Source organism: Runella salmonicolor (assembly GCF_024158025.1).
In the GTDB taxonomy this organism is placed as follows: Bacteria; Bacteroidota; Bacteroidia; order Cytophagales; family Spirosomataceae; genus Runella; species Runella salmonicolor.
Genome location: NZ_JAMZEL010000001.1, coordinates 1,018,683 through 1,034,744, shown reverse-complemented (window position 1 = coordinate 1,034,744; position 16,062 = coordinate 1,018,683). Strand labels below are relative to the sequence as shown.

The window sequence follows — 16,062 nt, the reverse complement described above, 5'->3', positions numbered from 1 at the left end:
TATCAAAGATAACAGAAAAGTACTTTACAAATACCAATTACCCTTCCCTCAACTCCGCTTCCATCGTCATCACTCGCTCAATCAGCGCCTCTGCGATTTGCTCATGAACGGCATCAAACGGCAAAAGCGCCGCCCGCGTATTGGGCGTGCTGTAAATCCCCTGACGGTGCAAAAGGCGTTTGAAGAAATGAATCGAAATATCAAGGTGTTGGTTGGAGAAACTCAACACGGGGAGCAACCGATAAAACAAGGCTTCCGCTTTTTCGAGTTCTCCCGTTTTGAAGTACCGGTAAATCGTCGTATAAATCAGGTGCATGCCCGTGGGCATAAACGCATGAACGCCTCGTTTCAGGCCCTCTATCATCTGCGTTACGGCCCAACCGCCGCTTAAATGCAGCTTTCCGTCGGTCAATTCTAAAATACGGCTGTACTTCACACCCGCAGGAACGGTTTCAATTTTCAGACTGCGAAAGGCGTCTACTTCCTTGAAAAGTTCCCAAATAAGCGCATCCGAAAGACCCACGCCGTTGGCATCCCAATCCTGCAACATGATGATTTCGGGACCGAGGGCAGCCAAGTCATAAAACTGCTTTTTGAATTGCGTTTCGTTCTCAAACGGAATTTGAAAAAGCACATGACGGCAGCCCATTTGCACGTATTGCCGCACCATTTCCTGTTGCCGAACGGCGTCGCGTTCGCCTGCCCCCGCAAAAATTGGCACGCGTCCTGCCACTTCCTCCGTCACGATTTCCACCATGCGCAAACGCTCCGCTATTGCCAACGAATACACCTCCGACGCCATCGCTGGCACCAAAAAACCCGCTACGCCCGCCGCCAAAGCATATTGCACATTGCGTCTCAACGAAGCTTCATCGACCCGACCTTGCCCATCAAAAGGCGTATTCAAAACGGTAATGATACCCGAAACCGGCAAGAGTTCTTTCATTGGTTTTTACTGTTTCAACAACCAAACATCCGAAATCTTAGACTGCTTGCGCCAGTTCAAATGCGACTCTTCCGGCTCATCAAACGTCACGTGCAATTTCCCATCCTGCGTCAGCGAAAGCGGCACGATCCATTCTTTCACCGATTCGGTTTCACGGTTATAAACGGTTGGTTGCAAACGATGGTTATCTACCCGCAACAAAGCTTCGCCTTCGCCTACTACCCGGATAATATAGCGCGCCCCCGGTTGCAGATTATCATAAACCAATTCTGGACATTTCTGAAACAACTGCGACGAAAGCCGTGCCCGACTGAAACCGTCCTGCCACCAAGCCACGTCGGTCGCATCTTCGGAGACCGTCTTGACGCGCGGGCCTTTGGCCACGCTCGATACATCGTCGTAAAAACTTCCTGGCCCGGGGTTTTCCCACGTACTGATGGTTTTGAGTCGTTGCAGTTTGGCTTCGTTGGAAGGCAATGCGCTGATTTTCTTAAATTCATCGGCCAACCACCAACGGTTATTGAGCGGATAATCCACCAAATCCAGCACCGCACCGCGCTCGTGACTTTTGGCCTGATGCTTGGATACGCTCGTTTGTAAACCAATCGAAGCAAACAAATCGGCACACAATTGCTCAATTTTCTGACGCAGTTCGGGAGCGATGTTTATTTTATCGGCTTTGTTTACGGTCTCCAATGCCGCTTCCATGGCCTTTTCTGCACCTGTTTTTGGGGCTTCTGATAGTAGCGCATTCGCCTGTTTTTCAAGCGATTGCTCGTAGGTTAGTCTGCGTTTGGTGTAGGTGTCATAATAAGCCCTCAGCAACAGCATCTGCCAGCGCCAGTTGCCTTTTAAGGTTGGATTCGTGGTTTCGAGATTTTTCCAAAAGGCAAACGTTGCCTCTACGCCGCCGTTTTGAGCGAGTGGCCCTTTCCAATTGTTTTCAAGTGCTGCAATACCATCAGCAGCGGATTCTGTAACGGTTTTCCCAAAAAAGAAATTCGTATAATCGGTCAAAATTTCCCGCACATCCGTTTGCGGATTCCAACCGCGCATACTCCAAATCACCTTGTTGACATCATCGTGACAACCGTCCGAATACGACACAAAACCGTCGGTAAATGGTGCGTACGTTTGGTGGATTTCGGCAAAGGCGTACGGACGCGGATTGGACGCTTCACGGCCCAAGGTGAGGGCGTAAGCTTGGTCCCAACCGCGCACCGGAAACTCGCAGCGGACGTTGTGCGTAATGTCGGGATACTCCCTGTGTTGGTATTTTTTCGGCAAACGATAACGGGTTTCGGCCATCGGCGGGCTGCTCGGTCCGGAGACTACGCCCTGCAACCAATCGGGATTATTTTCGGCCAGATAACGATAAAAATAATCTACCTGCTCCACGCTGAAACCCTGCAACGAAATCCATATCTTAGCTTTGGGATGGTATTTGGTGAGAATTTGGTGCAGGTCTTTCAAAAACGGCATCACCTCGCTTGGATGATTATCGCCAGGGTCGCCGCCGGGTACAAAAATATGGTCAAGGCGCGGACAGTTTTTGTAAAACTCTTCGTGCAGTTTGAGTTCGGCAGTGCGTTTTTCTTTGTCGGTCAGTTCAAACGTCACAGGCGTCCAAACCCAATAATCCATGTCATATAGTTGGCACAATTCCCCCATTTTAATGCGCATTTCGGATGCAGGAATCTTAAAATGCGGATTGGGTTTTTCATCTTCGTGAAACGGAATTCCTTCTACGGCATTGGTGCCAAAAATCGCTAACTCCCTGAAATACTGCTCATACTGCGCCACACTCCACGCATCGTACGAGTTGGCGGTGTGACGATAGCCCAACTGATGCCCCCGAATGGGATAGGCTGGCGAGGAAGCAAAATCCATTTTAGTATCCAACTGAGCTACTCCTGTCGCTAATTGAAGTTTTCTGAGCAGCCAACCCGTACCAAACAAAACCCCGCGCGCATCGGCTCCGATGACCCATAAAACACCACCTTTTTCATTGGTTTCACTTACCACCCGAAAACCTTCAGCTTGGTATTCCGCACTACTTTTATCGGGTCGGGCAGGAATCATTTTTCCTAACAATTCACGGTCACTGGCAAGTACAAGCGCCACCGTTACTGCATTTGTTTTAGGCCAAGCAGTTGCTGTTTTAAGTGTTATATTGGTGCGCTTGGCGATTTCTTCCGTCAACATTCGCGCGGCGGTTTCTTTCATAGGGGACGGCACCGACGAAGCGACTAAAACCGTGGCATTTTTAAGGCTAATGGGTTGAGCGTTCAGCATCAATGCGCTGCAAAGCAGAAGGCCAAAGAGATAAAAAGTATTTTTAGAAAACATGGGTTTGTAAATCAAATGAATGTTGTTGTATTACTTATCAAGCAGAGGTTTGGGCTATTGAAGAATAGCAAAAGCCCTCTTTTGCCACCTCGCTTTGTCACCCTGTAAGGGTCTAAAAACCTATTCATGGGGGTCGATAATTATAAGAAAGGGCTTTCATGTTATAGAGAAAAAGACGGCATTTATTTAGATGCTTACAGCATGACAAAATGAGCGTAAATCAAAGATTACCAATAGCCTTTTTGTCCCTAAAAAAGGTACTTTATTTATCCCTCTTTCTAAACCTTCTATCATGAAAAAATGCATTCTATACCTCTGTTTTTCAATATTCTTCTTTACGGGAAAAAGCTCCGCCCAAAAACTTACCCCTCAACCCATTGCGGCAGGAAAATGGCTCCAAACGTGGCTGTTGTGCGGACCGTTTTCGTTGGAAAAACCCACAGATGCTTTTCAGCAATGGGACCATTTGGTGGGGTTTAATAATGACTTTTTAGGCAAAATCGGCGGTGAAAAAAATCCAAAAATCAAAGCGGGCGACGTGGTCAAACACGCCAACGGAACCGCCAAATGGCAGGTGCATACCACTTCGGATTCTATCATTGACTTGAACAAAACCATTTCACGGGAAGACAATATGTGCGCATACGCCTACACCGAAGTGCAGGCCCCAGAAGCAGGTATTTGGTTTGTGGCGCTGGGCACCAACGACGGCGGACGATTGTGGGTAAACGGCGTGGAAGTGTGGGATGCGCCTGGCGCGCGCGGCCTGACCGTCGACGATGACATTATTCCCGTTACTCTCAAAAAAGGCACTAACACATTGCTTCTCAAAGTAGAAGAGCGCGGCAATCGGTGGGAGTTCTGCGTTCGATTGTTTCCCTTTTCGACCCAAAAATTGATGGCGAACGGCGGCATTTTCAAAGTGACCACCAAGGAAAACGGCGAGGCCGAATTGGCTTCTGAGTTATCGAGCACGGTGTTGAATGAATTGGTCCAAAGTATCCAGTATTCCATTCGTGACAACCAAAAGAAGGTGGTGTTAACCGAACAGCGAGGCCGCAACTTTACCCATCCGTTTAATTTAAAAATCAGTCATTTACAGCCTTTTACGGTACAAATTGACATCCAGCTGAAAAACGGAGAAAAATTGACGCAACTTATTCCGTTTGAGGCAGGAAAGCGCATTAATTACACGCTGTTTGCTCAAAAAAAATCAAGTTATCGCATTGCGTTGGCCTCCACAGCCTCCGCTTCTGAGCAGTGGGCCGCGCAGGAATTGCAACGTTGGTTGAAAGAAATCAGCGGGGCCGAACTGCCGATTCAGTCCTTAAACCAACCCTTCGACGGCCCGCAAATTGTGGTAGGTTTTAATGAGTTTATCAAAACGAAAACGGGAGCTACCCCGCCTGCCCAACTTGACGAATCGTTTCGTTATTGCAACGCAGGACGGGATATTTTGATTTACGGCGGTAGTCAACGCGGCACCATGTATGGTGTCATGACTTTTTTGGAAAACGAATTAGGCTGTCGGTTTTATACGCCCACGGTGCAGGTCATTCCCAAAAGAGACGAGTTGATTTTCAATCATTTTGACCATTCGGAAGCGCCGGGTGTTCGGGTGCGCAATGACTTTTATTACGAAGCCTTTGACCCAACGTGGGCCGCACGCAACAAGATGAACGGAGCAATGAATCAGCGACAGCAGCCTGGTGGAGTGGAGGCGTATTGGTCGGTGCACACCTTTTATCCACTTATGCCTCCGGCGGAGTTTTTTGGAAAACATCCCGAATATTACAGTTTGATCGAAGGCAAACGCACCCACGACCGCGCACAATTGTGCCTTTCCAATCCGGACGTGTTGCAAATCATCACCGACCGCATCAAAAAACGGATGCGCGAAAGTCCCGATTATCTGATTTATGATGTCTCTCAAAATGACTGGTACAATCCCTGTCAATGCGATAAATGTCAGGCGATTGTGCAGCGTGAAGGCGGCGAATCTGGTATTAATATTTGGTTTGTGAACCAAGTAGCCGAGGCAGTAGAGAAAGAATTTCCAAATAAATTTATTGGAACGTTGGCCTATCAATACACCCGTACGCCGCCCAAAAGCATTCGTCCGCGCAATAATGTCGTGGTGCGGCTTTGCAGCATTGAGTGCTGTTTTGCGCACGATTTTAAATCTTGCCCCGAAAACCAATCGTTTTTGCAAGACCTCAAAGGCTGGTCGACCTTGGCTCCGCACATGTACATTTGGGATTATGTGGTCAATTTTGGGCATTACATCATGCCGTATCCTAATTTTAAAGTGCTGCAACCCAACATCAAGACTTTTAAGGAAAATAACGCCATCGGTATCATGGAGCAGGCGGCTTACCAAAGTCGCGGGGGAGAATTTGCGGAGTTGAAGGCCTACCTGATTTCCAAATTACTGTGGAATCCAGAGTGCAACGTCAACGAAGTGGTGGATGATTTTATGGTTGGCTACTACGGCCGGGCGGGGAAATTTATTCGCCAATATTATGATTTGCTTCAAGGAAGAATTACCCCCGACACGCACATTCATTTGGGACTCAAACCCGACGATGTCATTTTTGCGGGAGATTTTGTCCAACAGGCATCGAAGCTTTTCAAAGAAGCCGAAAAAGTAGCGGACAATGATGAAATTTTGCGTCGTGTTGAAATGGCTTCGTTGCCGTTGTTGTACTTAAAATGCCGCAAAAACCCAACGTTTTCGCGGGTGGATGGCACATATCTCAAATTTAATACCATTGTAAAAAGAGAAGGCATCACGCATTTCGCCGAAGAAGGCGCACCCAACGTACAGGCGTTTCATCATTGGGTGGAGAGTGCTAAATGATTCAATGTGCCAGACCCACCCCCGCCTCCGGCGACCCCTCCCAAGAGGGGATTCGCTTTATTCCCCTCCAAGGAGGGGTGCCCTTTAGGGCGGGGTGGGTCTGGCGCTTGAAAAAACATCTTACAAAGCCAAATTTCCTTCCAAATTATACCCTTTCACCCGCACCGCCGGGGCTTTGTTATCTGCGTCTTTTTTGTAGCATTTAACGCTGACCGTTTTGGTTTCACCCGGCAATAATGATACGTAGTTGTCCGTCCAAAAAACGGGTAAAATCGCGGCACCTTTGGCGTCTTTGGCCAATTCTAGTTCAATGAAGAAGGCCACTTTGTCCGAAGGGTTGGTGAGTTTTACGGCCACTTCGTATTCATCGCCCTGCTCTTTGAGCGTTTTTTCGGTTTGGAGTTTTACTTTGGGTAACGTATTTAAGGCCGTAAAATCCGCGTACTGTTTCTGAGGAGTGTAAAACCAAAAATACTGTTTCCAATCCAGCTCATCGGTTTTGGTTGGAAGCCAATAAAAATTATCGGCCACAATATCACCAGCGGTATCTTTAAGTTTTAGTGATAAAAAATAGACTTGATTTTTACCCTGTAACGCAGGAAGTTGCATCCATTTCTGAACGGTATTTTCTGCTACATCAAACGTTTGTTTTTGCTCAAAAATCACCTTGGAATTTTGGTCCAGCAACTTCACTTCCGCCTGATATCCTTTGATGGCGGCGCGGGTGTCGTTACTTACGTGGAGGGTACGATTGAAATAATCATAGACCACATTGAGCGGTTGAGCGGCTTTTTTTGTGCCGTAATACGCGCCCGTCGGCATCAGGTAATAATCGTACAACTGCCAGTAAAACTCTGGCCATGGCGAGTTGAGCATCCACTGCACTACGCCAGTGGCCGTGGGACGATTGATGACGTGCGCCTCAAACATAGGCCGAATTGCTTCGTAGTTCATCAACTGCGCTTTCATGGCCAAATCGTCCAAATTGGTCGGTGTGCCGTATTTGTTGTTGAGGGCTTTGAGGTATACACCCATCGTATTGAAGTCTTTACGTCCCGAGTGATAATTCCACATTTTGTTGTCGGCAGGCCACAAATCAGCTTCGGGAATCATCTTTTTGATGCTTTCTACGGGGGGAATCTGCGGGCCGGGGCCTACCTCGGAATTGAAGCCGTAAGCGCCGCCTAGTTTCTTGTCTTCGTACCAATACACTGGCGGCACGTATTCGTACGGCCCATTCATTTTCATACCCGACGAACCCGAAATCGTGCTCACAAACGCCCCCGACGATACCAAAAACTCCCGCGTTGGGTCGTATTTTTTCAGGGTCTCTTGGTACATTTTTTCCAATGACGGCTTGGGCATGGCATCGCTGCCGCCCGCCCAAGTGAAGATGCTCGGGTGATTGCGCAGCCATTTCACTTGGTCGCGGAAGTAGTTGGAAAGCAAAATCTCTTCCTGTGGCGTGAGTTTTACCGCGTACAAATCCACTCCTTCGTTGATGGGGAGGTTTTCGTCGCCGGGCTTCATTTTCAGCTCCATGCCCAAATAATCGGGCCATTCCCACTGACAACTCCAGCCGACCATGAGCAAAATTCCGTTTTCGTCACATAGGTCATAGAGATGGTGATTGTTGCCCCAAATTCCTTCAAACCGCAGCGAGTTGAGGTTCATTTCTTTGACGTAACGCAATTGCGCTGCGTCTTTTTCGGGCATGAATCGCAAAAATAAATCATCTACCCAACCGCCGCTTTTGATGAGAACGTCGCGGCCGTTGACCTTGTAGCCGCGTACGCCTTTGTCGTTGAGCGCGGTTTCAATTTTTCGTACGCCAAATTTCGTGGATTGTGCATCCTGTACGACTCCTTGCTCATTGACCTCCAATTCGAGTTGATACATTGCGGGCTCTCCCAAGCCATTCGGCCACCAAAGGCGTGGGTTTTTGAGGTTCAATTGTGCAAATTCCTGCGGCGTAAATTTTACTTCCTGTCGCTCGTTGGGAGCCAATTTGACAGTTTTCTTAAACGTAATGTCGTCTATTTTTCCCGAAATCTCCACCGTTTTGGCTTCGCTGCCGTGGTTCTGGACTTCGGTACTGACGGTCACGCTCGCTTTGGTCAGGTCTTTGGTGTCTACATCAGGAGCTACAAACGGCGCATTGAGCGACACTTTTCCCGAACGTTTGAGGCGAATGTCACGGTAAATACCCATAAAATGATCGGGAGGCGTGGGGGCCCAATCGACGTAACCCATGTAAAAATCACGAACTTTGGGCGGAAAAATCTCCACCAAAAGCGTATTTTCTCCCTTTTGGGCCGCTTGCGTAATGTCTAAATCAAACTGCCGAAACGCCCCGAACAAGGTGTCCTGCGTGGCGATTTGTTTACCGTTCACCCAAAAATTGGCGCGGTAGTTAATGCCTTCTACCAACAGCCGTAATTGTTCTTTTTGGGCGTCAAAGTCTTCAACGGTAAAGGTATTTCTGAACCACCAATTGTTTTCAAAACGCGCACGCGGCACTTTTTCCAGATTCTTTCCTACAAACACATCCTTGTACTCGCCCGCGTCTACCAATGCTCCCAAAACGGTGGTGGGTAAGGTGACTTTGTACCATTTTTCGGAAGCGTTGATTTTCTCCGAGAGGGCTTTGGCGTCGCCGGTTACTTCTTTCGAGGAGGCAATCATCCAACCGTCGCGCAAGGCGCGGTCTTCAACTTTTATTTTTGACCCGCAGCTTGTGAGAGCGAGTACCGTTACTAAGATGAAATTGAGTTTTAAGATTGTTTTTTGCATTGCTTCTAAATAAAATGGTCACCGAGTTTCATAGAGTGAAGCACAGGGTCTTACTGACTTTATGAAACTCTGTGGCGGAACTCTGTATGACTTTGTGACCTCCATTTTTAAACTTCTCTTTGTACTTTCTTTATGGCCTCCGCAAACGACTCCATGTCTTCTTTGGTTCCCAACATCGCATGTTGCAAAATCCAAACGGCTTCGTCGCTGCACGCGCGCTCCGCAACGGGACACTCTACCTGCGTGTAGTCTACATCGTCAGGAATGGCGTAGCACATAAAATTCTTGTTTTGAAACAACGGCTGTTTGTACAACGGATGAGGATAGCCCCGAAAACATGGCACACCTTCTGCCGCCAAACGCTCCACAAATTCGGTTTTGCTCAGTCCGCCAAAGTACGTTTTGTCGTATTTGAAAATGTAAATGTGGTAGCAATGCAGGGTGATGTCGGAGTCGCGTTTTAAAGGCGTAATGCCGTCGATTTGTTCCAACAACTGATTCAAATACAGCCCATTTTCGTTTCGGGTGAGGGTTTGTGCCTCTAGGCGCTTGAGTTGAGCCGAGAGCAATACCGCCTGCATTTGCGTAATGCGGTAATTACAGCCCGGGTTATAGTGGTCGTACCACTGCCCGCCTTCAATGCGCCCCACGTTGCGGAGGGAGTTCATCATGGCGTAGAGTTCATCATCGTCGGTTACCACGATTCCGCCTTCGCCTGCCGTGAGGTTTTTGGAAGATTGAAAACTAAAACTGCCCACATCGCCGATGGAGCCTAGTTTTTTGCCTTTGTATTCGGCTCCGTGTGCGTGGGCGGCATCTTCAATGACGCGCAGATTGTGACGTTTGGCAATGTCCATGATGGCGTCCATGTCGCAAGACTGTCCACCAAAATGTACAGGAATGATAACTTTGGTGCGTGGCGTAATGGCAGCCTCGATGGCTTGGGGGCTAATGTTGTACGTATCGGGGTCCAAATCCACAAAGACGGGCACGCAGTTGGCCTCAATGACCGTGGAGGCCGTGGCAATGAACGTATAAGGCGGTACGATGACTTCGTCGCCGGGCTTTACGCCGCAGGCAATCAAGGCCAACCGCAGCGACACCGAGCCGTTGACGCAGCTAACGGCGTACTTACTGCCGCAATACGCGGCAAATTCTTTCTCAAACGCCTCGACCAAATCGCCGCAATCGGGATTCCCCCATTTGCCACTCCGTACCACTTGGGCCACGGCTTCTACTTCGGTTTCATCAAATATGGGCCAAGAAAAGGTCTTCTTGACGGTTTTTTCGGCTATTTCCACTTTATTATAATGGGTTTCTTAGTATAAACTATAATACTGTTTTGGGAGTGTTTTAGGCTATTCTTTTACTCAGCGCCTTTTTATTAACCGCAGAGAAACAGAGCTACACAGAGAAAAACTTTGTGCCACTCTGTGACCCAAAAAACAACCTAAAGTAGCCCTTTTTCTCGATAAAACTGTATATCAAAAAACGACACTAAACCCTTAAAATACCTTCTTTCAAGATGAAAAACAAACAACTCTATTTTGCGATGCTCATGGTAGGAATGGCACTCGGGACGGCCTGGGCCATTCGCGGACAATTCGGTCACGAACACGGCGCTGCTTGGGCGGGGGCCATTGGTTCGCTGAGCGTTTTGCTCGTGGCCAAACGTGCCGATTGGTACGCCAAAGTCTTTGCCGCTACCCTTGCGGGGGCCATTGGCTGGGGCTTGGGCGGCTTGGCAAGTTATGGAATTGTAGTGGGCTACGGGCGCGGAATTGAGTTTGTAAACGTCTATTACGGCTTGCTGATGCTGTTTGTGATTGGCGGATTGTACGGTTTTGTAGGAGGGGGTTTGTTTGGATTAGCGTTGGAAAATTCAGCTGCCAAACCTGTCAAATGGCACGAAGTAATCATTGAAATGGTCGTGGGGGCGATTGTTTTTTACTTCTTTATGATTGAAGAATTTGAATGGCGCATGACCCCGCCGCGCTCCGAAATGTGGGCGGCCTGCTTTGGCTCGGCCGTGGCCCTGACGTGGTATCTGGTCCGAAATAAGCATTATTCAGCCCTGCGTGTGGCGGTGTTTACGGGATTGGGCGGGGGCTTTGGCTTTGGTTTCGGGAATTTTCTGCAAGTACTTGGGCATGTATCAGGCATCAAGTTCAATTTCTGGAACGTGATGGAATATTCGTTAGGCTTTTTCGGCGGACTCGGCATGACTTACGGCACGCTGACCTCTCATTGGGAAAAGACCGACGATGCCCAACCCAAATCCAAGGTGTGGTTTCCGTTGCTGATGGTTGTGTTGGTGATTCCGTTTATTGTCTGGGACCAATCCTTTGACTTAGACCGCCTTCAGGGAATTTTTAGTAAGTTGGCTTTGGCCGAAGACAGCCCCGTGTTGGTGGGGGTACAATGGACATCAATTGGTCTGGTGGTGGCGTTTACGGCTTTTTGGTGGGTGCGTTTTTATCAAAACAAACCTAATCCGCTTGCTTACAGCGCCAACGAAATTTATACCCTTTTCCTTGGTCATTGGGGGCTGTATGTGATGTTCAGCCTGTTGGTGACGGGTGCTTTTATGAGTGGTTATCGCATTGAGCAGTATCTCTACATTGTCAATTGGGTCATCGTAGCCCTGTTGATTGGTAAAGCCCAGCCCGAGTTTAGCGCCAAACCGCTTGCGCCCAAGAAATGGGGCGTCAATTTCGGCATTTTGCTGGTCGTTTTTGCGTTTCTGACGCTCATCCTCATCAACTCCCACGACGAGCTGAAAAATGCCCAAAAGCGCTTTGGCGTACCGCCGCCAGTGGAGGAAGCGAAGTAATTCATGGTCTAAAAAATAAAAAAAGCGTTGGGCAACCAGCGCTTTTTTTGTGGGGTTTTGCCGTTGGACACTAAGTTATGCACATTCTTTAGAAAGACTTTATAAAATAGCCCCCCACCCACCAAACTCCAAAAAATAACCTGCCCCTTGACCTGTGTCCCCGTATACTAAGGGTGAGGAATACTCCGAGGTTTCTCACCCCCAAAAAAATCGTAGAAAAATTTGTGTAGTCAAATAGCTACGCATATATTTGTAGTCAAATGACTACACGATGAACTTACGACGAGACGTATTTCAAGCCATTGCCGACCCCACACGGAGGGCTATTCTGCTGCTGCTGGCTTCGCAAGCTATGACGGCGGGGGCCATCGCGGCCAACTTTGACACCGCCCGCCCGACGGTTTCCAAACACCTGCAAATACTCACCGAGTGTGAATTGCTGCAACAACAACAAAACGGCAGAGAAATCTACTATCAACTCAATGCGCTGAAAATGAAAGAAGTAGATGATTTTATTGAGCCGTTCCGCCAAATGTGGGACGACCGATTTAACAAATTGGAAGCCATCATGAAAAATTACAAAACAGAAAAATAAAACAGCATGGAACAAAAAACAAAAATCCACGCCGAAGACGGCAAACAGGACTTGACGATTACGAGGGAATTTGATTTGCCCCTAGAATTATTGTTCAAGGCTTACGAAGAGCCCAACATTGTGGAGCAGTGGATGGGAACGAAAGTGCTGAAATTGGAGAACAAAAAGCACGGCAGTTATCAATTTGAAACCACCGACCCAAAGGGAAACAAATACGGTTTCAACGGCGTCATTCATGAGTTTGTGCCAACCCAGAAAATCACCCGGACGTTTGAAATGGAAAATACCCCCGCTTCGGCGTACCGATTTCCCATTCAGTTGGAGTTTTTGGAATTTGAGAAACTCACCGAAGCCACCAGCAAACTCACCATGCATATCGTATATCGTTCCGTGGCCGACCGAGACCAAATGCTCAAGTTACCCTTTGCACAAGGCATCAATATGGCCCACAACCGAATACAGGACATCCTAAACCCATTAAAATAATCCATTATGACAAAACGGAATAAAATCATTTACTGGATAGCTACTGTCTGGTTGGCTTTGGGAATGCTATCCACGGGAATTGTACAATTATTAAAAATGAAAGAAGAAGTGGATATGTTTGCTCATTTGGGCTATCCTGTCTATTTTCTAACGTTGCTGGGTGTTTGGAAGCTATTGGGAGTGGTGGCTGTGCTTATCCCCAAATTTCCGTTAGTGAAAGAATGGGCGTATGCAGGCTTTTTCTTTGCCATGTCGGGAGCGGTATTTTCACATATCTTATTGGGTGATTCCCCAAAAGAGCTGTTCGGCCCGTTACTGTTACTAATCTTGACGGCGGTATCGTGGTATTTCAGGCCTGCCGATAGAAAAATCAGTTTAGTTGCTCAATAAACAGTTAATACACCTACAAAACCATGAATAACACTAAAAAAGAATTGTCGTCGGAACAACGGGAAGAACTGCTCAGCGTATTGAAAACGCGCTTTGAGAAAAATAAAAACCGACATCAGGGGTTGGAATGGACTAACGTACTGGCAAAGCTGGAAGCAAACCCCGAAAAACTGTGGTCGCTTGATGAAATGGAAATTAGCGGCGGTGAGCCCGATGTGGTGGGCTATGATGCCAAGACTGGCGAATACATTTTTTATGATTGCGCGGTAGAAAGTCCTAAAGGCCGTAGAAGTGTTTGCTACGACCACGAAGCACTGGAGTCACGGAAAGAACATAAGCCCGAAAATAGCGCCGTTGAGATGGCGGCCGATATGGGCATTGCGCTTCTGACGGAGGAACAATACCGACAGTTGCAGCAATTGGGAAATTTTGATCTAAAAACCTCAAGTTGGGTACAAACACCCGCCGAAATTAGAAAGCGTGGTGGTGCCCTTTTTTGCGACCGTCGCTACGACACCGTCTTTTTGTATCACAACGGCGCCGAATCTTACTACGCTGCCCGAGGGTTTCGTGGCTCGCTAAGGGTCTGAATTTGTTCAAAAAATTGGCTCATGACGTCCTTCTTACATTTAACCATCACTTAATGGTTTATTCATATCCGCGTAATACCGGGAGGGTACTTTTGCAAATAAAACACGATGCAAAAAATATTACTCTCTCTCTCGCTGTTATTCGTCATCATCAGTTGCGACGACCACCGCCTTGACCCCGCCAACGAAAACCCCTCTACTTTTGCCGAAATCGGCAGTATCGACATTGGCGATATTGGCGCGGCTGAAATAAGCGCCTACGACCCCGTTACGGGTCGGCTCTTTGTGGTCAACAATAACGTAGCGGGGAATAACCCCATCAACAAAATCGACGTGATTGATTTTAGCAACCCGTCGGCGATGAAAGTAATCGGGAGTATCAGCATGGCCCCTTACGGCGGAGCGGTCAACAGCGTAAGTGTATACAAAGGTCAATTGGCGGCGGCCATTGAATCCCTAAATAAGCAAGAGAACGGGAAAGTGGTCATCTTCAATACCATAGATTACAAAGAAGTAAAAGTGATTCCCGTGGGAGCATTGCCCGACATGATTACTTACTCACCCGACGGACGTTTTATTCTTACCGCCAATGAAGGTGAGCCAAACGACGCCTATACCGTCGACCCCGCTGGTACGGTTTCTATCATTTCAGTAGATAACAACTATTCGGTCGTTACGCTTGATTTTGCGGCTTTTGCCCCCCAACTTGCCGCCTTGATGGCTAAGGGTTTTCGGTTATTCGGCCCTGGTGCCGACATCATCAAAGACATTGAACCTGAATATATTACGGTGTCAGAAGATTCAAAAACGGCGTGGGTGACCTTGCAGGAAAACAACGCCATTGCCAAAATTAACCTCGCGTCAAAAACCATCACTGACATTTTTCCGTTAGGCTTCAAAAATTACAATTTGGACGAAAACGCCATTGATGTGAGCGACCAAGACAATGCCGTGGCGTTTAAGAAATGGCCCGTATTTGGCATGTACCAACCCGACGCCATTGCCGTAGTAGAAACTGGCGGAACCCCCTATTTATTCACCGCCAATGAAGGAGATGCCCGCGAATATAGCGGATTCTCGGAGATACGCAGGATAAGCGCCAATGCCGTTACGCTTGACCCTGCCGTGTTTCCCACGGCTGCCACGCTGAAACAGGCAACACAATTGGGCCGCCTAAACATCACCACAACGCTCGGAAACACCGACGGGGATGGCGAACTCGAAGCACTTTATTCTTTAGGTGCCCGTTCGTTTAGTGTTTGGAACGGAGCCAATGGTAGCTTGGTATTCGACAGTAAAAACGACCTCGAAAAACGCGCCGTAACTGCGGGTGTATACGATGACGGTCGAAGCGACGATAAAGGCGTTGAACCCGAAGGTATCGCGGTGGGTACGGTGGGCGGTCGTAAGATTGCTTTTGTGGGTATGGAAAGAGCTGATGCGGTGGCAATCTATGACGTAACTAACCCCACTTCGCCAGTATTTTTACAAATACTCAAAAGTGGCGATGCTCCAGAAGGTGTTCTGTTTATTCCCGCCCAAAACAGCCCCGTTAAAAAGAGTTTGTTTGTGGTCAGCAGCGAAAACGATGGCGTCATCAAAGTGTACATGCCTCAGTAAGGTTTATCCTTAATACAAACATAGACTGTTCTGCTATGCGGAGCAGCCTATGTTTGTATTAGTAAGAAGGTCGTTAAGCTGTTTTGCTAATTTTCCTTGCCCAAACGCGGCAAAATCGGTTAATTGCCTGCTTACTTCGACAAACCCATGAAAAAAATTCTCCTTGTTTGCCTTTTAGGATATGTACCCCTGAGCGGCTTTACCCAAACATTGGCCAAAGACACTGTGGCTATTAAAAACGTCATTGCCGATTTTTTTGAGCTGTTCTCCCAAAATGACCTCAAATACATGGAGCGCAACTGTACGCCCGAGTTTGAACTCTACGAAGTGGGGTATCTCTGGACAACTGATACCTTGCGTAATTTCGTGGCCAAACGGCAGGCGCAGAAGCGGGTTTGGGTAAGAACCAACGCCTTTAACTTCATTCGGATTAACGTCAAAAAAGACATTGCGTGGGTGGGGTATTACAATACCGCCTCGCTAACCCACGCCGAGACCAACGAAAAAAGAACCGTCAAATGGCTAGAAAGTGCCATTTTGGTCAAGAAAAACCGCCGCTGGTGGCTAACTCAAATGCACTCTACCCCAATGCCAAAATAG

General features: G+C 47.9%; 12 protein-coding genes. 8 read left to right on the top strand and 4 right to left on the bottom strand.

What is annotated here, in order from left to right; translation table 11 throughout:
- Positions 1-37: 37 nt before the first annotated feature.
- Together NCI00_RS04280 and NCI00_RS04275 are read right to left on the bottom strand one after the other, a co-directional pair.
- The gene (locus NCI00_RS04280) at positions 38-946 is read right to left on the bottom strand and encodes a dihydrodipicolinate synthase family protein (protein ID WP_253525356.1); all 909 of its coding nucleotides are present in this window, start codon (positions 944-946) and stop codon (positions 38-40) included.
- Between the two features lie 6 nt (positions 947-952).
- On the bottom strand, positions 953-3,295 hold the full coding sequence (locus NCI00_RS04275; RefSeq protein ID WP_253525354.1) for a hypothetical protein: 2,343 nt from the start codon (positions 3,293-3,295) through the stop codon (positions 953-955).
- Positions 3,296-3,587: 292 nt separating this feature from the next.
- On the opposite strand from NCI00_RS04275, the gene NCI00_RS04270 reads away from it, so the two are divergent.
- Positions 3,588-6,155, top strand: a complete 2,568-nt coding sequence (locus NCI00_RS04270) for a glycoside hydrolase family 20 protein (RefSeq protein ID WP_253525353.1) — start codon at positions 3,588-3,590, stop codon at positions 6,153-6,155.
- Positions 6,156-6,275: 120 nt separating this feature from the next.
- Here the strand turns inward: NCI00_RS04270 and NCI00_RS04265 are convergent, their stop codons facing one another.
- Positions 6,276-8,948, bottom strand: coding sequence for a glycoside hydrolase family 2 protein (locus NCI00_RS04265; protein ID WP_253525351.1), 2,673 nt, complete (start codon positions 8,946-8,948; stop codon positions 6,276-6,278).
- Between the two features lie 107 nt (positions 8,949-9,055).
- A complete protein-coding gene (locus tag NCI00_RS04260) occupies positions 9,056-10,249 on the bottom strand; it encodes a DegT/DnrJ/EryC1/StrS family aminotransferase (RefSeq protein ID WP_253525350.1) in 1,194 nt (397 codons plus the stop codon).
- A gap of 224 nt (positions 10,250-10,473) precedes the next feature.
- Between NCI00_RS04260 and NCI00_RS04255 the strand changes: the two genes are divergently transcribed.
- From NCI00_RS04255 to NCI00_RS04225, 7 genes are all read left to right on the top strand, one after another.
- Positions 10,474-11,781 carry a hypothetical protein gene (locus NCI00_RS04255; protein ID WP_253525349.1) on the top strand — a complete coding sequence of 436 codons (1,308 nt, stop codon included), beginning with the start codon at positions 10,474-10,476 and terminating at the stop codon, positions 11,779-11,781.
- A 271-nt stretch (positions 11,782-12,052) separates the two neighbouring features.
- Positions 12,053-12,376, top strand: a complete 324-nt coding sequence (locus NCI00_RS04250) for an ArsR/SmtB family transcription factor (protein ID WP_253525347.1) — start codon at positions 12,053-12,055, stop codon at positions 12,374-12,376.
- 6 nt (positions 12,377-12,382) lie between these two features.
- On the top strand, positions 12,383-12,862 hold the full coding sequence (locus NCI00_RS04245) for an SRPBCC family protein (protein ID WP_253525346.1): 480 nt from the start codon (positions 12,383-12,385) through the stop codon (positions 12,860-12,862).
- A gap of 6 nt (positions 12,863-12,868) precedes the next feature.
- Complete coding sequence (locus tag NCI00_RS04240; RefSeq protein ID WP_253525344.1) at positions 12,869-13,252, top strand: DoxX family protein; 384 nt, start codon at positions 12,869-12,871, stop codon at positions 13,250-13,252.
- Positions 13,253-13,275: 23 nt separating this feature from the next.
- The gene (locus tag NCI00_RS04235) at positions 13,276-13,842 is read left to right on the top strand and encodes a DUF4256 domain-containing protein (protein WP_253525343.1); all 567 of its coding nucleotides are present in this window, start codon (positions 13,276-13,278) and stop codon (positions 13,840-13,842) included.
- 108 nt (positions 13,843-13,950) lie between these two features.
- Positions 13,951-15,462, top strand: coding sequence for a choice-of-anchor I family protein (locus NCI00_RS04230; protein ID WP_253525341.1), 1,512 nt, complete (start codon positions 13,951-13,953; stop codon positions 15,460-15,462).
- A 147-nt stretch (positions 15,463-15,609) separates the two neighbouring features.
- On the top strand, positions 15,610-16,062 hold the full coding sequence (locus NCI00_RS04225; RefSeq protein ID WP_253525340.1) for a DUF4440 domain-containing protein: 453 nt from the start codon (positions 15,610-15,612) through the stop codon (positions 16,060-16,062).